Origin of the sequence: Chromobacterium piscinae (assembly GCF_021129175.1) — a bacterium.
Taxonomy (GTDB): Bacteria; Pseudomonadota; Gammaproteobacteria; order Burkholderiales; family Chromobacteriaceae; genus Chromobacterium; species Chromobacterium piscinae.
The window spans coordinates 1-18258 of the sequence record NZ_JAJOHV010000114.1; the positions used below are offsets into that span (position 1 = coordinate 1).

18 protein-coding genes and 1 pseudogene are annotated in these 18258 nt (G+C 64.0%); 9 read left to right on the forward strand and 10 right to left on the reverse strand.

Annotated elements, in window-relative coordinates; translation table 11 throughout:
• Nucleotides 1–389: pseudogene (locus LQR33_RS21950) on the forward strand (DUF748 domain-containing protein); the annotation flags it as partial.
• 165 nt (nucleotides 390–554) lie between these two features.
• Nucleotides 555–3410, forward strand: a complete 2856-nt coding sequence (locus LQR33_RS21955) for an adenosylcobalamin-dependent ribonucleoside-diphosphate reductase (RefSeq protein ID WP_231470415.1) — start codon at nucleotides 555–557, stop codon at nucleotides 3408–3410.
• Nucleotides 3411–3724: 314 nt separating this feature from the next.
• On the opposite strand, the gene LQR33_RS21960 is transcribed toward LQR33_RS21955, so the two are convergent.
• Nucleotides 3725–4099 (reverse strand): VOC family protein, encoded by a 375-nt coding sequence (locus LQR33_RS21960; RefSeq protein WP_231470417.1) that lies wholly within the window; start codon nucleotides 4097–4099, stop codon nucleotides 3725–3727.
• A 450-nt stretch (nucleotides 4100–4549) separates the two neighbouring features.
• Here LQR33_RS21960 and LQR33_RS21965 point away from each other — a divergent pair, with 450 nt between their 5' ends.
• Nucleotides 4550–5425 (forward strand): hypothetical protein, encoded by an 876-nt coding sequence (locus LQR33_RS21965; protein WP_166441260.1) that lies wholly within the window; start codon nucleotides 4550–4552, stop codon nucleotides 5423–5425.
• A 556-nt stretch (nucleotides 5426–5981) separates the two neighbouring features.
• Complete coding sequence (locus tag LQR33_RS21970) at nucleotides 5982–6422, forward strand: hypothetical protein (protein WP_166441259.1); 441 nt, start codon at nucleotides 5982–5984, stop codon at nucleotides 6420–6422.
• Between the two features lie 73 nt (nucleotides 6423–6495).
• On the opposite strand, the gene LQR33_RS21975 is transcribed toward LQR33_RS21970, so the two are convergent.
• Nucleotides 6496–7056, reverse strand: coding sequence for a murein L,D-transpeptidase catalytic domain-containing protein (locus tag LQR33_RS21975; RefSeq protein ID WP_231470419.1), 561 nt, complete (start codon nucleotides 7054–7056; stop codon nucleotides 6496–6498).
• A 258-nt stretch (nucleotides 7057–7314) separates the two neighbouring features.
• On the opposite strand from LQR33_RS21975, the gene LQR33_RS21980 reads away from it, so the two are divergent.
• Together LQR33_RS21980 and LQR33_RS21985 are read left to right on the forward strand one after the other, a co-directional pair.
• A complete protein-coding gene (locus tag LQR33_RS21980; protein WP_221664215.1) occupies nucleotides 7315–8439 on the forward strand; it encodes an MBL fold metallo-hydrolase in 1125 nt (374 codons plus the stop codon).
• Nucleotides 8440–8687: 248 nt separating this feature from the next.
• A complete protein-coding gene (locus tag LQR33_RS21985) occupies nucleotides 8688–10040 on the forward strand; it encodes a chitinase (RefSeq protein ID WP_231470421.1) in 1353 nt (450 codons plus the stop codon).
• A gap of 63 nt (nucleotides 10041–10103) precedes the next feature.
• Here the strand turns inward: LQR33_RS21985 and LQR33_RS21990 are convergent, their stop codons facing one another.
• The 4 genes from LQR33_RS21990 to aptA all read right to left on the reverse strand — a co-directional run bounded on the left by LQR33_RS21990 (nucleotide 10104) and on the right by aptA (nucleotide 14124).
• Nucleotides 10104–10547 carry an SRPBCC family protein gene (locus LQR33_RS21990; RefSeq protein ID WP_166441255.1) on the reverse strand — a complete coding sequence of 148 codons (444 nt, stop codon included), beginning with the start codon at nucleotides 10545–10547 and terminating at the stop codon, nucleotides 10104–10106.
• Between the two features lie 55 nt (nucleotides 10548–10602).
• Entirely contained in the window at nucleotides 10603–11175 is a 573-nt protein-coding gene (locus LQR33_RS21995; protein WP_231470423.1) for a GNAT family N-acetyltransferase, read from the reverse strand.
• Between the two features lie 82 nt (nucleotides 11176–11257).
• Nucleotides 11258–12751, reverse strand: coding sequence for a CoA-acylating methylmalonate-semialdehyde dehydrogenase (locus tag LQR33_RS22000; RefSeq protein WP_221667894.1), 1494 nt, complete (start codon nucleotides 12749–12751; stop codon nucleotides 11258–11260).
• Nucleotides 12752–12783: 32 nt separating this feature from the next.
• On the reverse strand, nucleotides 12784–14124 hold the full coding sequence (aptA, locus tag LQR33_RS22005; RefSeq protein WP_231470426.1) for an omega-aminotransferase AptA: 1341 nt from the start codon (nucleotides 14122–14124) through the stop codon (nucleotides 12784–12786).
• A gap of 101 nt (nucleotides 14125–14225) precedes the next feature.
• Between aptA and LQR33_RS22010 the strand changes: the two genes are divergently transcribed.
• A complete protein-coding gene (locus tag LQR33_RS22010; RefSeq protein ID WP_221664209.1) occupies nucleotides 14226–15140 on the forward strand; it encodes a LysR family transcriptional regulator in 915 nt (304 codons plus the stop codon).
• Between the two features lie 10 nt (nucleotides 15141–15150).
• Here the strand turns inward: LQR33_RS22010 and LQR33_RS22015 are convergent, their stop codons facing one another.
• The 4 genes from LQR33_RS22015 to LQR33_RS22030 all read right to left on the reverse strand — a co-directional run bounded on the left by LQR33_RS22015 (nucleotide 15151) and on the right by LQR33_RS22030 (nucleotide 17528).
• On the reverse strand, nucleotides 15151–15330 hold the full coding sequence (locus LQR33_RS22015) for a hypothetical protein (RefSeq protein WP_221664208.1): 180 nt from the start codon (nucleotides 15328–15330) through the stop codon (nucleotides 15151–15153).
• Nucleotides 15331–15480: 150 nt separating this feature from the next.
• Complete coding sequence (locus LQR33_RS22020; RefSeq protein ID WP_260454722.1) at nucleotides 15481–15837, reverse strand: DUF1304 domain-containing protein; 357 nt, start codon at nucleotides 15835–15837, stop codon at nucleotides 15481–15483.
• 130 nt (nucleotides 15838–15967) lie between these two features.
• Nucleotides 15968–17266: a hypothetical protein gene (locus tag LQR33_RS22025; protein WP_231470428.1), complete on the reverse strand. Its 1299-nt coding sequence runs from the start codon at nucleotides 17264–17266 to the stop codon at nucleotides 15968–15970.
• Nucleotides 17267–17366: 100 nt separating this feature from the next.
• Nucleotides 17367–17528: a type 2 periplasmic-binding domain-containing protein gene (locus tag LQR33_RS22030; RefSeq protein WP_231177721.1), complete on the reverse strand. Its 162-nt coding sequence runs from the start codon at nucleotides 17526–17528 to the stop codon at nucleotides 17367–17369.
• Here LQR33_RS22030 and LQR33_RS24465 point away from each other — a divergent pair.
• Entirely contained in the window at nucleotides 17517–17798 is a 282-nt protein-coding gene (locus tag LQR33_RS24465) for a DUF924 family protein (protein ID WP_221664205.1), read from the forward strand. The genes LQR33_RS22030 and LQR33_RS24465 overlap by 12 nt on opposite strands.
• 127 nt (nucleotides 17799–17925) lie before the next feature.
• Nucleotides 17926–18258 (forward strand): contractile injection system protein, VgrG/Pvc8 family (locus LQR33_RS22035; protein WP_269326310.1); only part of this gene is annotated, 333 nt, incomplete at its 3' end.

Sequence of the window (18258 nt, forward strand, 5' to 3'; positions counted from 1 at the left end):
ACGCCGCGGTGCTGGCCGCCGCCGGCCACCCGCCGATGGACGACGAGCCGCTGGCCACGCTGGACCTGAAAGACGCGCAGACCCAGTCGGCGATCAAATCGGTCTACGGCCAGCGCATCGGCCGGCTGAAGCTGCTGGGCCACACGCTGAAGCCGGGCGGCCCGTCCGGCGAAGCGCTGGCCAAGCTGCTGCACGACGAAATGCTGGCGGCCGAGAAAGTCGGCGCGGCCGACCTGGTCAAACTGGCCAAGTTGCGCGGCGACAACGCCCGCAAGGTGATGCTGCGGCATCAGCCGGAGCTGGCTGACCGCATCGCGCTGGACGAGCCGAAGAAGACCTCGGCCAACCGCGACGGCGTGGAGCTGGCAGTGAAAATCAGCGCGAAATAACCCGCCGGCGCCGTGTCCGGAGTACAATCAAAAACGGCGCCGGAACACAACAACTTGCGTTTCACCCCATAACGGCGTAACAACATATAGTGTGCTACGCCGTTTTTCATGCGCAGCCGGCCATGCCATCGTCGTTGAACACCGTTTCAGAAGGATGAGCGTTCCATGCAGCAGGAAAACATCGCCGCCATGGCGGAACAAGACATCTCCCGCGAGGTGTTGCTGGAGAAATACGCCAAGAACGGCGAACAAAGCGTCAGCGAAGTCCGCCACCGCGTCGCGCGCGCGCTGGCCGAGCTGGAACAGGACCCGGCGCGTTTCGAGCCGCTGTTCTTCGAGGCGCTGGATCACGGATTCATCCCCGGCGGCCGCATCAACTCCGCCGCCGGCACCGACCTCAGGGCCACCCTGATCAACTGCTTCGTCCAGCCGGTGGGCGACTCGGTATCCGAAACCGAGAACGGCAAGGTCGGCATCTACCAGGCATTGCTGCAGGCGGCGGAAACCATGCGCCGCGGCGGCGGCGTCGGCTACAACTTCTCGCGCATCCGCCCGCGCGGCGCCCGGGTCAAGGGCACCAACAGCCGCGCCTCCGGCCCTGTCTCCTACATGCGCGTGTTCGACCGCAGCTGCGAAACGGTGGAATCCGCCGGCGCGCGCCGCGGCGCGCAGATGGGCGTGCTGGACGTCAGCCATCCGGACGTGGAGGACTTCATCCATGCCAAGGACCAGGGCGATCTGCGCAACTTCAATATCTCGGTCGGCGTGTCCGACGACTTCATGCGCGCGGTGGAGGCCGACGCCGACTGGCAGCTCACCCACGCGGTGGAGCCGATGTCCGACGCCTTCCCCGACAGCTTCCGCCGCGAAGACGGCCTGTGGGTGTACCGCACCGTGCGCGCCCGCGAGCTGTGGCGGCAGATCATGGAGTCCACCTACGACCACGCCGAGCCCGGCGTGCTGTTCATGACCCGCATCAACCAGGACAACAACCTGTCCTACTGCGAGGTGATCGAGTCCACCAATCCCTGCGGCGAGCAGCCGCTGCCAGACTACGGCTGCTGCGACCTGGGTTCGGTCAACCTGACCCGCCATGTGCGCGCGCCGTTCGGCGACAAGGCCCATTTCGACTTCAAATCGTTCGAGAAAGTGGTGCGCGCATCGATCCGGATGCTGGACAATGTGCTGGACCTGACCGTGTGGCCCTTGCCTGAGCAGGAGCGCGAGGCGATGAACAAGCGCCGCGTCGGCCTCGGCTTCACCGGTCTGGGCGACGCGCTGATCATGCTGAAGATACGCTACGACAGCGAGGAAGGCCGCCGCTTCGCCGCCCGCATCTCGGAGAGCATGCGCGACGCCGCCTACGACGCGTCGGTGGACCTGGCGATCGAGAAAGGCGCCTTCCCGCTGTTCGAGGCCGAGAAATACCTGGCCGCGCCGCACTGCGCCAGCCGGCTGCCGGCCAAGATCCAGGCCCGGATACGCAAGCACGGCATCCGCAACTCCCACCTCTTGTCCATCGCCCCCACCGGCACCATCTCGCTGGCCTTCGCCGACAACGCGTCCAACGGCATCGAACCGCCGTTCTCGTGGTTCTACACCCGCAAGAAGCGGATGGCGGACAACTCGCAGCAGGAATATCTGGTGGAAGACCACGCCTACCGCGTATGGCGGATGCAGGGCGGCGACACCGCCAAGCTGCCGGACTACTTTGTCTCCGCGCTGGAAATGAGCGCGTTGGACCACATGCGCATGGTGGCCGCCGTCGCGCCCTATGTCGACACCGCCATCTCCAAGACCGTCAACGTGCCGGCGGACTACCCGTTCGAGGACTTCGAGAGCCTGTATCTGGAAGCCTGGCGCAACGGCCTGAAGGGCATCACCACCTACCGCCCCAACAATGTGTTGGGTTCGGTATTGTCGGTGGAGCCGGCCCAGAGCGCCGCCGCCGCGCCGGAAGACCTGTCCGGCGCCGCCAGCGACCCGGACCGCCGCGTGACGCTGAACACCGCCCCGACCCCGGCCTTGTCCAGCCTGAAATGGCCGAACCGCCCCAAGCTGAAGGAAGGCAACCCGTCGTGGACCTTCATGGTGGAAGGCGACGCCGGCGATTTCGCCGTGGTGGTCGGCCACATGGAAAACGGCCGCGCCCAGCCTTTCGAATGCTGGGTCAACGCGACGGATGAGCAACGCGGCCTGTCCGCCATCGCCAAGACGCTGTCGATGGACATGCGCTGCCGCGACCGCGCCTGGCTGGCCGCCAAGCTGGACGCGCTATCGCGCGCCAACGGCGACAAGCGCTACCGCTTCACGCTGGGCGACAAGACCATACACGCCACCTCGGCCGCCGCCGCGCTAGGCCAAGTGGTGCGCCACCGCGTCGAGCAGCTGGGCGCGCTGCGGCTGGAGGAAGGCGAAGCCACGCCGGTGATGGACGCGCTGTTCGCGCGCAAGGAGCCCAAGTCCGGCAGCGACGGCACCATGAGCTGGTCGGTGGACGTGGTCAATCCGCAGACCGGCGACGACTTCGTGCTGTTCGTCAAGGAGCTGGTGCTGCCCAACGGCCAGCGCCGGCCGTACTCGGTGTGGCTGGCCGGCGCCTACCCGCGCGAACTGGACGGCCTGTGCAAGATGCTGTCGCTGGACATGCGGGTGATCGACCCGGCCTGGATCGGCCTGAAGCTGCGCAAGCTGTTGAACTACGCCGAGCCGCAGGGCGACTTCTTCGCCCGCATCCCCGGCATGGAGAAATCGCAAAGCTGGCCGTCCACCGTCGCCTACCTGGCGCGGCTGATCATCCACCGCTACGCGATGCTGGGCGTGCTGACCGAGGAAGGCGTGCCGGTGGAGGAAATGGGCGTGATGGCGCCGGAGCAGAGCGACCTGTTCGCCCAGGAAGCCCCCGCCATGCTCAAACCGCTGGCCGGCAAGGCCTGCCCCGAGTGCGGCAACCACGCGCTGATCAAGAAGGACGGCTGCGAGTTCTGCACCGCCTGCGGGCATGTGGGGGCTTGCGGCTGAGTCCAGCAAGCCAGAACCTATAGCTTCCGGTTGTGAGCAGCATAAGCTGCGACTAAAGATTTTCCGCTTTCGCTGTAGCTTGATAATAATGCCCTGCGCTCTTTTGATCGTGGGGCATTTTCTTGCTGGCTATCAATCTTGCGCGTGACAAAACCTGACAATTCAAAGCATCAGCCGAATTGATTGAAATTTCCCTACTGATGCTGGCGAGGAGGCGGGGGCCAAAGCGCCTCTGCGGATGGTTGAGTTCAGGCATTGCAACCCAATACCTGAATTAAGCCGAGCCGCAAAGCGGCTCCGGCTTGAATGGATCATTAGGCCTCGGCCTCATGACACACAGCTTCTATATTATGCCCGTCTGGGCCGATAACGAAGGCAGCGTAGTAATTTTCATGGTACTGAGCGCGCAAGCCGGGCGAGCCATTATCCATGGCGCCGGCCGCAAGGGCTGCGCGATAGAAAGCTTCTACTTGCTGGCGATTATCGGCGGTAAATGCCAAGTGGAGATGCGCCGGGCTCTCCTCGGGTTCTCGACGAATGCACAACGATGAAAGGCTATCAGGACGGCAAAGCTCGACGCCGAGCGGCCCATCATGCACCACGGTGACGCCCAGCGGTTCAAGCGCCTGGATGAAAAACAGCCTACTCGCCGCATAGTTGCGTACTCCGATTACGACATGGTCAAACATGCATTCTCCTAAGCTGATAAACCTCGAGAGCAGCCGAACAGGGTTTATACGGACACGCAGGTTCATATATCAATTGATATTGCTGACGTCCAATATTGACCCAAGCGCCGCCACAAAAAACCATCATCATAAACCTATCCGTATAATACCCCTCAATCCGCCAGCTGCCATGACGATGTACCCCTCCCTCCGCAGCCTACGATTTTTACCCATAAACAGCGCCACTCATGGGGTAAAGTCGCTGCAATCACCCCAGGCTGCTCGATCAGCTTTCAATAGCCTATCGGCGCCGCCGTTAGACTCCAAGCCATCCCGCGATGCGGCCTGGCTGGCCAAAGCCATGATGTCATTTTTCATCTCAAAACAAGATACCAATATCTTGATTTATTTGAGTGAAAGCCTTATAGCTGGCATATCCATCTGTGATCACACCCTAACCTTGGACCTTCCATGAAAACAGCAACATCCATCCGCCTGGCCCTGCTTCTGGCCTCCATCGCGTCGCCCAGTCCGGCGCTGCGCGCGGAAACCTTCACCTTGAACCTGGGCTCGATCATCAAGGACGGCATCCATAAAGCGCTGCAGGGCGACAGCGCCAATGCCGGCAACCCTGCAGCCGGCTATCCCGCCCCCGGCAAATACGATGGTTCCGACGCCGAGTTCGAGCGCGCCATCACTATCCAGGCGGATGGCCGATTCGAACTGGAAGTGCTGCAGAAAGGAAACGCCCTCCCCCGGCATGCCGGATCGGGAGCAGGCAAGCTGACTTCGACGGACGGCAAGCAATGGATCTATCGCGAGGATCGCTGCACGCTGACGCTCACCCCGCAGGCGTCCGCCTTGCAACTCAAAACCGAGCGTTGCGCCGGCGTTTTCGGCGACGTGCCTTTCGATGGGCTGTATCAGGCGGGCGCCAAAAAGACCCAAGTCGCGGCCAAGGACAAGCGCCTGGCGGCGCAGCTCAATTGCCAGCGGCTGAACTTCGGAGAAAACGGCATCGCCTCCCTGCTGGGCAAAGCGACCCGCCAGCCAGAAAACACGGTATGGGACCAAGAGCTGTCCTTGCCTGACGGCTATGCCTTTGGCGGCCTGCCGATCCGCTCGGTCAAGCTCTCCGAAACCGATGGCGGCTTCCTGGCGCTGTTCGTGGACGGCGACGCAACGGCGATACAGGCGGCGATCAAAAAGGCCCGGCTCAAGGGCGACTATAGCGTGGCGATGCTGCGCACGGTGGGAGGCCCCACCGGCTATCCCTTCCCCGGCAAGCGGACCGGCCAACCTTATGTGCATTGCCAGAGCAAACAGGCGATGAACGGAGAGTATTGAGCGGCCCCTCCCGCATCCCCCTGGGGCGCTCCGCCATGCCGATGCGCCCCGGCCCCCATTCAGTCCTCTTTCGCCTCGTCGATCCGGACCCGCCGACAAAACCCCTGGTCCTGGGTTGCGCCTCCTTGTCGTACGACGGCCACGGCCTGCGTCGGCGCGCCTTGGTTCAGGTTCTCCACGAGGTTTTGTGAGCGACTCTTAGACGTTTTATGTGCGCGCATGCCCGCGCTAACTCAAAAAACTGTCCTTAAGAACAGATTCAATCGCCAATTCGGCTTCTATATTGACGGCTATTCCATCCGTATCAATCAAAACATCTACATAAATACTTTTCTTCTTGATACCAATCCGGCATCGCGCTCCTGACCGACGCGCGTTTCGCCGCCTCTGCGTTTCCGGACCGCCGCTTGCGGCCCCGCCTCAGTTTGATGGCCCTGCCATTCCCTCTCCGTCGCATCCCTGCGCGTCGAGCGCCATCGTCATGGTCCGCGCCAGAAGCGGGCATGCCCAAACCATTACAACTTGATGCATCCGACACCTACTCAGGAGCAAAGTCATGAATACTCGTCGCATCTCACGCTATACGCGGCTCGCGTCGGCCGTCATTGCCGCCGGCCTTTTGACCTCCACCGCGCTGGCGGCCAGCCAGCCCCCCTCCCGGGCCGCGCGGGCCGCCGCGACCGCGGCAGTCGCAACCGTCATCACCAAGACCTACAGCGTGATCGTCAACGCCGATGGCACGCTGGCTGTCGGCCCCGCCGGCGCCAGCTCCAACAACTTCGGCGGCAATTACGGCTACTTCGAGGTGATTTTCCCGAGCGACGTCTCAAAGTGCGTGTATACCGCGACTCTGGGCGATCCCTCTCCAACCTTCCCCGCGCTGGGCTTCATCAGCGTGACCCTGCGCAGCGGCAATCCTAACGGCATTTTCGTGCGGACGGCCGATACCAACGGGACGGCCAACGACCACGCCTTCCACCTGCATGTTCAATGCTGAACGCCGCGTCATTCCAGCGGTTGAAGGCATAACCCGCTGAAACGCCGGACCGCTCGCGCGGTCCGGCGCCGCCTCAGAGCCCGCTGCGAATGCAGTTGATGTAGGAACCGCCCTGCAACATATTGATCAAGCCGACGCTGTATTGCGGCTCCACCGCCAGGCTGCCATCGGAGCGCCACAAGATGCCATGTTCGGCCGCATACTGCGAGGTGACGTGGTCGGAGCCGTGCATCACCAGATTGCGCCGCCGCATATTGGAATTGCTTCGCTCCAGGCCATCCAGCCACAGCGACAAGCCCTGGCTGCCGAAATAGGTTTCGGAGGCGCGGCACACGCCCAGGCAGGATAAATCGGAATCCAGCTCATTGGAGAAGGCGCCGGCCATCAGCAGATTGGCGTTCGGGTCCAGCCCGCGGCCATGCGCGACCAGGAACCGCTGCACGCTGGCCTCCAGCGTGTCGAACACGAATAGCCGGCTTTCCGTCGACGGCAAGCCATAATCGACCACTGCCCAGTACAGCAGGCTGGCGCGGGGATGCAGGCTTCTCTGCACCGCCAGCATGTCCAGCACCGCCGAATCCGGCAGCCCCTCGCTCCGGCTCAATTGCAGCAAAATGTCTTCCAGCTTTCCCACATCTTATCCTTGCCTGGGGTTGGACCGCCCGCGTCTTGTCCCTGTCGAACAGAATGATTATCACTTGGCGAACAGTTAATCCTAGGCAGACCCGAGTGGGGTGGCAAGGAAGCGCGACGCCTTGAATCCCGACGCTCAGCGCCCATCTTGTCAGGACCCGCCGCGGGAAAGCGGCACGCCGGAAGCCCGGCCGGCTACCATCAATATGGCCCGTCCGCCGGCCCCGTCCGCGTCGGCAACGAACAGGAAGGCATCTCGATGAAGTCTCTCGGCAAGAAAGCGTCCGGCCCCAGGCTGGAAAAAATGCAGGCGTCGCCGCTTTGGTCCGGCAGCGGTTTTCGCAACATCTACCCTATCGATCCCGCCTTGCGCGACCCGTCGGCAACCATGCCGTCGCTGCGCGACTTCCTATGCGGCGGCGAACGCCGGGCGCCCTCCGCGCCGCTTCCAGCCGACAACCCGCTGGATGCCTGGCGCAAGCCAGCCCAGTCCGGCCTGCGCGCCACCTGGCTCGGACATTCCACCGTGCTTATCGAAATCGATGGCTTGCGCCTGCTGACCGATCCGGTATGGGGCCCCCGCGCCTCTCCCACCCGATTAGCCGGGCCCAAACGCTTCCAGCCGGTGCCGATCAAGCTGAAACAGTTGCCGCCGCTGGATCTGGTGCTGGTCTCGCATGACCATTACGACCACCTCGACTACCCCACCATCCGCGAGCTGGCCAAGACCGACGTTCCCTTCGTCACCGCGCTGGGCGTGGGCGCCCACCTGGAAGCCTTCGGCGTGCGGTCAGAGCGGATCACCGAGCTGGACTGGTGGGAAAGCTATCATCATCCCGACTCCGACCTGACGGTCACCGCCACGCCGTCCCAGCACTTCTCCGGCCGGGGCCTGAAAGACCGCAACGCCACGCTGTGGTCGTCGCTGTCCATCCGCAGCGCCCGCCATTCGGTGTTCTTCAGCGGCGACACCGGCCTGTCTGGGCAATTCGCCGAGATCCGCGAGCGCATGGGCCCGTTCGATCTGGTGATGCTGGAGGTCGGCGCCCATCATCCCGCCTGGGGCGACATCCACCTGGGGCCGGACAACGCCTTGAAAGCGCTGGACCTGCTGGGCGGCGGCGCCTTCCTGCCGGTGCATTGGGGCACCTTCAACCTGGCGATGCACGCCTGGGACGCGCCGGCCGAGTCCCTGCTGGCCAGCGGCGAAAAAGAGAACGTCCGGCTGATGATGCCGCGGCTGGGGCAAGCGATGGAGCCGGCCCACGCCGAGCGCGCCCATCCCTGGTGGCGCGAGGTGGACAGCGTGGCGGCGCCCGCCGCGCCAAGCGAGCCGGAAGCCGACGCACCGTTGCCGAAATCGATGCCCTGGCCTCTGGATTAACCCGCCAGGCCGCCGCCACGCGGCGGCCTGCCACCCCTCTCCAACCCGCAGTCCCGCCTCATCAGCCCCTTCGGCAATCAATCCAATGCCTTTGCTCAAAATCAAAAGCGAGCGACCATTTTCTATTGAGTTTTTACTCTATCTGGGTATATTTGGGAATTGCTGACAAATGTTGGCGTTTTTATAAACCATTTAATATGTTCAGCCATTCAAAACATCAGAATGCTGCGCAACCCGGGAGTCCGCTCATGATGAAAACGTTTGCCGCCCTCTCCGCTCTAGCCGCCGCCGCGGCCGGTCTCGCCAGTCCCGCCGCCCAGGCCGGTGCCTTCGCGCCCTATGTCGACATGACTTTGTGGCCGACGCCCCAAATCGACAAGCTGGGCGTTAATCAGGGCATCCAGCAATTCACCCTCGCCTTCGTCGTCGCCAAGGGAGGCTGCGCGCCCTCCTGGGGCGGCGTGCTGGCCATCCCGGGCAGCGGTTCCGACCAGCAACTGAGCGCCATCCGCAACGGCATCAATAATTTCCGCGGCAAGGGCGGCGAAGTGATGGTGTCCTTCGGCGGCGCCAATGGCACCCCGCTGCAACAGTCCTGCACCACCAACGCCAGCCTGCAGGCCGCCTACCAGACCGTGCTGGACACCTACAACCTGTCGCGCATCGATTTCGACATCGAAGGCGGCGCGCAAACCGATACCGCCGCCAACAACCGCAACTTCGCGGTGGTGGCCGCGCTGCAGAAGAACTACAAGGCCAAAGGCAAGACGCTGCATGTATCGCTGACCCTGCCGGCCATGCCCTTCGGCCTGACCCAGGACGGCCAGAGCGTGCTCGCCTCTGCGCTCGCCAACGGCGTGGCGCTGGACGCCGTCAACATCATGGCCATGGACTACGGCCAATCCAATCCGAACATGGGCGCGGCCGCCAAACAGGCCGCCCAGGCGCTGTACGGCCAGATCGACGCCGCCTACAAGGCCCACGGCCAGACGCTGACCGACGCCCAGCTGTGGCAAAAAGTGGGCGTCACGCCCATGGCGGGCCTAAACGACACCCAGCCGGAAACCTTCACCGTGGACAACGCCAAGGACCTGTACGGCATGGCCAACAGCAATCGCTTCGGACTGCTGTCGATGTGGTCGATCAGCCGCGACAAGTCTTGCCCCAATAACGGCCATTATGTCGACGCGCAGTGCTCCGGCATCGTGCAGACGCCTTACGCCTTCAGCAATGTGTTCAAGGGCTTCAAAGACCACTGGGGCAGCGGCGTCACCCAGGACCCGAATTACGGTGGCGGCGACAACGGCAATGGCGGCGGACCGGTGAACGGCCAGCCGTGGTCGTCGGGCCAGGTCTACAACACCGGCAATACCGTCACCTACTCCGGCGCCACCTGGAAAGCCCAGTGGTGGACCCAAGGCGACGTGCCCGGCCAGGCTTCGGTGTGGCAGCAGCAAGGCGGCGGCCTGCAGCAATGGTCAGCCAGCACGGCCTATTCCGGAGGCGCCTGCGCGCTGTACCAAGGCAAGAAGTACTGCGCCAAGTGGTGGACCCAGGGCAATCTGCCCACCGCCGGCGATCCGTGGGCGCTATCCAACTGAGCGGACGCTCCCCGCAAAAGCCAAGCCGGGCATGCGCCCGGCTTTTTTTTGCCCCCTCCCGACCTAGCCCGTTATATCCGGCTCCACCAATGCCGCCAGCTGCTTCAGCGACTGCTGCCAGCCCAGATAGCAGTTTTCCGGTGGGATCGCATCGGGAATCCCGTCCTGAACAATGGAAAGGTCGGTACCGCAGGATAACGGCGCCAGCGTGATGGTGGTGGTCATTTCGCCGGGCAGGTTGGCGTCGTCGAAACGGTCGGTGTAGCGGATGCGCTCGCCCGGAACCAGCTCCAGGTAACGGCCGCCGAACGCATGTTTTTGGCCGCTGGCAAAAGCGACGAATTCCATCTTGTAGCTGCCGCCGACACGGACATCACGTTCCAGCACCCGGCAGACGAAGCCCTCGGGCGGCAGCCATTTGACCAGGGCCAGCGGATCGATGAAGGCGCGGTAGACGCGCTCCGGCGGCGCGCTCAGCACGCGGTGCAGACGTATCGTATTGGGCATGGCTGGCTCCTTGTCGAGGGGAAAGCAGGCTTAAGCAAGATAGCACAATGACATTTCACTGGTGCGCCAGATCGCACTCCATCTGCCAATCGAACGGCTCAAGCTCGACCTGGGGACGGTGCAGCCAGCGCGCCGGCACGCTGCCGCAACGCTCGTAGAACGATACCGTCTCGATGGCCGAGTGCGAGGAAATGTACAGCCGGCGCGCGCCCATCGCCTTGCCGCCGGCCATGCACTGCCGCATCAGCTCGCGGCCCAGCCCCCGGCCGCGCCAGCGGGCATCCACCTGCAATTCCTTTAATTGCCGGTATTCGCCATCCGGGCCCAGCGGCTCCGGCGAGATGGCGGCGAAGCCGGCCAGGCTTTCGCCGTCCATCGCTGCCCATACTCGCCCGGCGTCCGCCATCGCCGCGAGTTCAAGGCACAGTACCCGCCGCTCGTCCGCCAACCAGTCGTCAATGAAGGATTCGGCCACAATGCGCCTGTCTCCGGGCGCGCCGCGATATACCAGCGTCACCTCCTGCCGGCGCTGGAAGTCGTCCAGCCAGCGCGCATCGATATCGGCCGCGCTCAGGCGGCGGATGATCCAAGGGGAAGAGACGATGGTTGCGGAAGCGAACGGTTTCATGGCGGTCAGACAGGGTCAGGACATTGCCATTATGCCAGCGAAACGGGCCACCCTCGCGAGCGGCCCGTCTGCCGCGGCTGATTTACAGACTGGGAAAGGCGAACTGCGAGGCTTCGTGGCTGGCGCGTTGCGGCCAGCGCTGGGTCACCGCCTTGCGCCGGGTGTAGAAGCGCACGCCGTCCGGGCCGTAGGCGTGCAGGTCGCCGAACAGCGACCGCTTCCAACCGCCGAAACTGTGGTAGGCCACCGGCACCGGCAGCGGCACGTTGATGCCCACCATGCCCACCTCCACCGTGTCGGCAAACAGCCGCGCCGCCTCGCCGTCGCGAGTGAAGATGCAGGTACCGTTGCCGTATTCGTGGGCGTTGATCAGCGCGATCGCCTCTTCCAGACTGTCCACCCGCACCACGCACAGCACCGGGCCGAAGATTTCTTCTTTATAAATCCGCATGTCCGGCCCCACGCGGTCGAACAGGCAGCCGCCAAGGAAGAAGCCGCCCTCATGGCCAGGCACCGTGATGCCGCGGCCATCCACCACCAACTCCGCCCCGGACGCGACGCCGTCGGCGATGTAGCCACTGACCTTGTCCAGGTGGGCGCGCGTCACCAGCGGCCCCATGTCCAGGCCCGGCGACGTGCCCGGCCCCACTTTCAAGGCTTTGATCTGCGGCGTGAGTTTGGCGATCAACGCGTCGGCGGCTTGATCGCCGACGCAGACGGCGACCGAGATGGCCATGCAGCGCTCGCCGCAGGAGCCGTAAGCCGCGCCCATCAAGGCGTTGACGGTGTTGTCCAAGTCGGCGTCCGGCAGCACCACCGCGTGGTTCTTGGCCCCGCCCAGCGCCTGCACCCGCTTGCCGCGGCGGCTGCCCTCGGCGTAGATGTATTCGGCGATGGGGGTTGAGCCGACGAAGCTCACAGCCTTGACTTCCGGCGCCGCCAGCAGCGCATCCACCGCCTCCTTGTCGCCATGCACCACGTTGAGCACGCCACGGGGCAAACCAGCTTCATGCAGCAGGCTGGCGATCAGCAGCGTGGAGCTGGGATCGCGTTCCGACGGTTTCAGGATGAAGGTATTGCCGCAGGCGATGGCCAGCGGATACATCCACAGCGGCACCATGGCCGGGAAGTTGAACGGCGTGATGCCGGCCACCACGCCCAGCGGCTGGAAATCGCTCCAGGCGTCGATGGCCGGGCCGGCGTTGCGGCTGTACTCGCCCTTCAGCAGCTCCGGCGCGGCGCAGGCGTATTCGACATTCTCGATGCCGCGCTTCAGTTCGCCGGCAGCGTCTTCCAGCGTTTTGCCGTGCTCGCGGCTGATCAGCGGCACGATCTCCGCCTCATGCTGTTCTAGCAGTTGCTTGAAGCGGAACAACACTTGCGCCCGCTTGGCCGGCGGGGTGTCGCGCCAGGCCGGAAACGCCGCCTGGGCGGCCGCCACTGCCTGCGCGACGGTGGCGGCGTCGGCCAATTGCACTTCGGCGATGGCTTTGCCGGTGGATGGGTTGAAAACCGGCGCGAGGCGGCTGCCGCCGTCGCAAGCTTCGCCGTGGATCAGGTGTTGCAAAGTCGTCATTTCAGGATCTCGTTTTATTGGTGACAATCGTTTCAGGCCAGCTTGGACAGCGTCTCACCGACGGCGTCGAACAGGCTGTCCAACTCCTGCGGCGTAGTGGTGAACGGCGGGCCGAACTGCAGCGCGTCGCCGCCGTAACGGACGTAGAAGCCCTTGCGCCACAGCGCCATCGCCGCCTCGTACGGCCGCACGATGGCGTCGCCGCCGCGCGGCGCGATCTGCACCGCGCCGGCCAGCCCGCAATTGCGGATGTCTACCACGTGCGGCAAGCCCTTCAGGCCGTGGATGCCGCGCTCGAAATGCGGCGCCAACTCGGCGGCCCTGGCCACCAGGTTTTCGTTTTCCAGCACATCCAGCGCCGCCAGCGCCGCCGCGCAGGCCACCGGATGGGCCGAGTAGGTGTAGCCATGGGCGAATTCCACCGCGTACTCCGGCGTCGCCTGCGTCATGAAGGCGTCGTAGATCTCGGACGTCGCCACCACCGCGCCCATCGGCACCGCGCCATTGGTTAGCTGCTTGGCCAGACTCATGATGTCCGGCGTCACGCCGAAATAGTCCGCGCCGAACATCGATCCGGTGCGGCCGAAACCGGTGATCACTTCGTCGAAGATAAGCAGGATGCCGTGCTGGCTGCAGATTTCGCGCAAGCGTTGCAGATAGCCCCGCGGCGGCACGATGACGCCGGCGGAGCCGGCCATCGGCTCCACGATCACCGCGGCGATATTGGACGCGTCGTGCAACTCGATCAGCCGCAGCAGGTCGTCCGCCAGCTCCGCGCCATGCACAGGCAGGCCGCGGCTGAAGGCGTTGGCCGGCAGCAAGGTGTGCGGCAGATGGTCCGCGTCCATCAGCGGGCCGAATAATTTGCGGTTGCCATTCATGCCGCCCAGACTGGTGCCGGCGATGTTGACGCCGTGGTAGCCGCGGGCGCGGCCGATCAGCTTGGTCTTGGACGCCTGCCCCTTCAGCCGCCAGTAGGCGCGCGCCATCTTCACCGCGGTGTCGGCGCATTCGGAGCCGGAGTTGGTGAAAAACACGTGGTTCAGCTCGCCCGGCGCCATCGCCGCCACCCGCTCGGCCAAGCGGAACGACAGCGGATGGCCAAACTGGAAGCCGGGCGAATAATCCAGTGTCGACAACTGGCGATAGGCGGCCTCGGCGATCTCCTTGCGGCTGTGTCCGGCGCCGCAACACCACAGGCCGGACAGGCTGTCGAAGATGCGGCGGCCGTCGGCGTCGGTCAGATAATTGCCCTCGCCGGCGACGATCAGCCGCGGATCGCGCTGGAAGTTGCGGTTGGCGCTGAACGGCATCCAGTGCGCGCGCAGGTCGAGATTGGAGAATTCGGAACGGGTGGTGAGCGGGTGGTTCATCGCAAGCCTCGCAGGCGGGAATATGGACACAGCATGCCGCGGACATTGCGTGAGTTAAATGCTATCTTTCTTATGTTCAGATTCTATATTTCTCAACTTAAATGAACCGCAAACCTGCGCTGGGCCAAGTCAGCGATTTCGATATCCGGCTGCTGCGGCTGTTCCGCGCGGTGGCCGAGTGCGGCGGCTTCTCCGCCGCCGAGGGCGTGCTGGGCATCAGCCGCTCCGCCATCAGCCTGCAGATGGGCGATCTGGAAAAGCGGCTGGGCATCCGGCTGTGCCAGCGCGGCCGCGCCGGCTTCGCCCTCACCGACGAGGGGCGCGAGGTGCTGCGCGCCAGCCAGACGCTGCTGGCGGCGCTGGAGGACTTCCGCAGCGAGGTGAACCTGCTGCACCGCCAGCTGCGCGGCGAACTGAACATCGGCATCATCAACAACCTGGTCACGCTGCCCAAGATGCGCATCACCCAGGCGCTGCGGGCGCTGGCCAAACAGGGGCCGGACGTGCGCATCAATATCGGCATGATGACGCCCAACGACATCGAAACCGGGCTGATGGACGGCCAGCTGCACGCCGGCGTGGTGCCGCTGATCCAGCCTTTGTCCGGGCTGGACTACCTGCCGCTGTACGACGAGCGCTCGCAGCTGTATTGCAGCCGCGAGCACCCGCTGTTCAGCCGGCCGAACGACGATCTGGCCGAGGCGGACCTCGCAGCCGCCGACGCCATCGCTCCCGGCTACCGCCTACCGCCGCAGGCCCAGGCGCTGCAACAACGGCTCAAGCCCATCGCCACCGCGTCCGACCGCGAAGGCATCGCGTTTTTGATCCTCACCGGCCGCTACATCGGCTATCTGCCCGAGCACTTCGCCGCCAGTTGGGTAACGCAAGGCCTGATGCGCCCATTGCTGCCGGCAGTCTGCCATTACGACGCGCCGCTGGCGCTGGCGGTGCGCAAGGGACGGCGGGCCAACCTGGTTCTGGAGCGCTTCTTGCAGGAACTGGAGCGAACTAGCTGACCCCGCGAAATCAAGGAGGGTACTGGCAGATGCGCGCCACCAAGCGCTCAAGGTCGTCATTCTTGAACTCCAGCCCTGACTGGGCATGGAATACGCCGCCGCGGGACTCTACCACCAGCCACTGGCCCAGCGGAAACAAGCCGAATAGACGCCGCCCCCGCCTCAGGCTAACGGACGCGATATCCTCCAACGGCACTCTCCATCGCAAAGCATCGCCTCGGAGCGCGGACACGCCGCGCTCATCGAACACAATGCGCGCCGGCTTGAGCCTTCTGCCTGAAAACCGCCCCAAGATGCTCATGTCCGGAACCATTCGCATTCCCCGTGACGCGCTTGCCGCTCAAGCCAGCCACAGCAGCGCGATGCCCAGCGCCGCCGGCAAAGCCTGCACGAACAAAATGCGCCGGTTGACGGTGGCGGCGCCGAACACGCCGGCCGCCAGCACGCAGGCCAGGAAAAACAGCTTGATCTGGAATCCGAACGCGCCCTGCCACAGCCCCCAGACCAGGCCGGCGGCGAGAAAGCCGTTGTACAAGCCCTGGTTGGCGGCCAGAACCTTGGTATCCCGCGCCCGCTCCGGCGTCAGGCGGAAGGTCTTCATCCCCAGCGGCTTGTCCCACAAAAACATTTCCAGGATCAGGAAATAGACGTGCAGCAACGCCACCAGGGCGACAACGATGTCGGCGGCCAGGCTCATGGCGTCTCCCCTGCCGAGATGAGTCGAAAAAGGTTATCGAACATGGTTTCCCCTTGGAAAAAGCCGGACTCCGCTAGAGTCCGGCCTTAACTGCATATTGCGCCAAAGGGTAAGCCATGCCAACCGGGCATCACGCGGCGTTGGGCGGCTCTTCCGGCGGTTTCTCCGATGGCTTGGCGTTCACCAGCCGCGGACGGCGGTAGCCGTTCTTCTGCTTCAGCGTGGAGAGCAGGAAACGGGTATACGGCTGGTTGCAGATTTCGCCAAACAAGAAACGCAAGGTCGCCTCGTCCGGCGTCGTTCCGCCGCCGGCCTGCAGACAGGCGGCCGCGTTGGCAACCACCTTGTCGGCCTGCTGGCGTTGCGGGTCGTCCTCCTTCAGCTCCAGCTTCTCGTTCAGGTTGAAAATCGCCTCCACGTCGGCCAAACCCAACCTTGCCAGGCTGGCGCCGTGATCGCTGAAATAGCGCCAGACGATGGCCTGGCTGCTCAACCGCAGGATGAACTTGAACGGAAAGCCGGTGCGGATGGACAGCAGCACCGGATCGGTGCCGATCAATTGCTCGATGGAATTGACGCCCTCGGCCGCCATCCCGGCGGCGATGTCGGCGGTCACCCCTTCCAGCTTGATCAACTGGTCGCTGTTCTGATCCTGTTCGCTGGCGCCGAAGCTGCGCGACGCCAGGCGCCGCAGCAGTTTCATCAGCACATCCATGGGGAAAGCGCCGATGGCGAAAGCCACCACCGTCTGCAAGGCAGACACCGCGTGGGCATCGGCGCTAGTGGCGGCGCTCACCGCCGCGCCTATCGGAATGGCCAGCGTCATGCGCAGCGCGTACCAGTAAACGTCCGCCACGTTCAGGCTGCGCCGCCGCACTGCCGTCACCATGTCGCTGACGACAAACAGATAAGCGCCGGCGATGGACGCCACAATGACCAGATTGTTCACCAACAGCTTCAGCTTCTCCACTTCCGCCAACGCGTACAAAGTGACCATGAGCAAAATGGCCACCTGCAACAGCGCCAGCGGCATGATGAAGGCCGAGCGGCCGTAATGCTCGCGGTAGATGCGCTCGAACAGACTCTCGGCCGCCGCGTCCGCTTCGCCTTTCCTCTCAGGCGGCAGCGGCCACTCCTTCAACGCCGGGATCCTGTCGGTGCGCGGCTGCCAGAACTGCCGCAAGTAAAAGACCAACGCGCCGTTATTCAACCGGTTGCGGAACTCCTCGTAGCGCGCTCCCCAGCCGACCACCAGAAACCGGATCAGCGGCGCGGCCGCCAGGCCGGAAACCAGCAGCGCCAATGTGATGTAGCCGCTGAGGGCAAGGGTGGAAAACTCGCTCGCCACCCATTTATACCCCAGGCCCACTCCGGCGCCGTCCAGCAGCAGCAAGCATATCCAGATGCCGTGGTACTTCGAATCTTTCATGGCCTCATCCTCCGCCGATCGGAATCGGCTTTCAGATTAGACTTTGTTGAAAAAATCTCATTTAGTACTAATAACTAGCGTGCCCCTCCCGCATGCGGCGTCAGCAAGGCCTCCAGCCAGACGAGAAAGCCTGCACTCTCCGCGACAGATGGTGCCTGCCGGGGCAGACCAGATGCGCCGGCATCACCTCCACCAGCACTCTCCTTTCCAGCTGCACGGCCACATCGAAACGCGGCACCTGGATCAGCCCTTGCGATATCATGCGGAAGCCCTCCGCGACACCATCCACCTCTTCGGCCGCTTTCCCCACGGCAACCGGATACCCGGCCGTCCCTCCACCCCGGAGAAAACCGCTTTTCTGCGCGACGGCGGCTTCGCCCAACAAACCAGCCCGGCGCGACGCCGGCAGAAAAGTGGATTCGCATCGCCGATTGCGCCCATAATCTCGAAACCTTCGCCTCATCAGCATTTCACCGGCCATCGCGCCACCCCCTGCCTGCCTCCCCGACGCCCAGTCATACCTGTCCTTTAGTTCAGGTACGCTAATGAAGCAGAATGTTCGCCTTGTTGACGCGATGCCTCCCACATAAAATGCTGGTTCTTTTCGGTTTTCTCACTTTCAAGCCCTGCTTCAAGGGCGCTTTCGTTTTGGACAATCGATGGACCTTGACAGCCTTCTTTCCTCCTTCGCCTCCGCCTTCAATCAAGACCAGCGCCTGCTCAGCCTGGAGCTGGGCAGCGGATCCGTCGCCGCCGAGCAGCTGCTGCCGCAAAGCCTGGATGGCGAAGAGGGCGTGTCCAAGGCCTATCGTTATCAACTTACCTGCCTGTCCCCCGACGGCGCCATTGAACTCAAGACCCTGCTCGGCCAGTCCGCCCGCATCGGCATCGCCGACGCCCAGGGCCACGAGACCATCCGCTGCGGCGTGGTCAGCCAGGCCCGGCTGATGGGTTCCGACGGCGGCTTCGCCCAGTACGGCCTGACCATCGAG

What these genes read in the sequence shown, in the direction of transcription:
- LQR33_RS22030 (WP_231177721.1), bottom strand. Translation starts at nt 17,528, where the DNA reads ATGATATCGCAAGGGCTGATCCAGGTGCCGCGTTTCGATGTGGCCGTG.
- LQR33_RS21985 (WP_231470421.1), top strand. Translation starts at nt 8,688, where the DNA reads ATGATGAAAACGTTTGCCGCCCTCTCCGCTCTAGCCGCCGCCGCGGCC.
- LQR33_RS21990 (WP_166441255.1), bottom strand. Translation starts at nt 10,547, where the DNA reads ATGCCCAATACGATACGTCTGCACCGCGTGCTGAGCGCGCCGCCGGAG.
- LQR33_RS22020 (WP_260454722.1), bottom strand. Translation starts at nt 15,837, where the DNA reads ATGAGCCTGGCCGCCGACATCGTTGTCGCCCTGGTGGCGTTGCTGCAC.
- LQR33_RS21960 (WP_231470417.1), bottom strand. Translation starts at nt 4,099, where the DNA reads ATGTTTGACCATGTCGTAATCGGAGTACGCAACTATGCGGCGAGTAGG.
- LQR33_RS21980 (WP_221664215.1), top strand. Translation starts at nt 7,315, where the DNA reads ATGAAGTCTCTCGGCAAGAAAGCGTCCGGCCCCAGGCTGGAAAAAATG.
- LQR33_RS21970 (WP_166441259.1), top strand. Translation starts at nt 5,982, where the DNA reads ATGAATACTCGTCGCATCTCACGCTATACGCGGCTCGCGTCGGCCGTC.
- LQR33_RS21955 (WP_231470415.1), top strand. Translation starts at nt 555, where the DNA reads ATGCAGCAGGAAAACATCGCCGCCATGGCGGAACAAGACATCTCCCGC.
- aptA (WP_231470426.1), bottom strand. Translation starts at nt 14,124, where the DNA reads ATGAACCACCCGCTCACCACCCGTTCCGAATTCTCCAATCTCGACCTG.
- LQR33_RS21995 (WP_231470423.1), bottom strand. Translation starts at nt 11,175, where the DNA reads ATGAAACCGTTCGCTTCCGCAACCATCGTCTCTTCCCCTTGGATCATC.
- LQR33_RS22000 (WP_221667894.1), bottom strand. Translation starts at nt 12,751, where the DNA reads ATGACGACTTTGCAACACCTGATCCACGGCGAAGCTTGCGACGGCGGC.
- LQR33_RS22025 (WP_231470428.1), bottom strand. Translation starts at nt 17,266, where the DNA reads ATGAAAGATTCGAAGTACCACGGCATCTGGATATGCTTGCTGCTGCTG.
- LQR33_RS21965 (WP_166441260.1), top strand. Translation starts at nt 4,550, where the DNA reads ATGAAAACAGCAACATCCATCCGCCTGGCCCTGCTTCTGGCCTCCATC.
- LQR33_RS22010 (WP_221664209.1), top strand. Translation starts at nt 14,226, where the DNA reads ATGAACCGCAAACCTGCGCTGGGCCAAGTCAGCGATTTCGATATCCGG.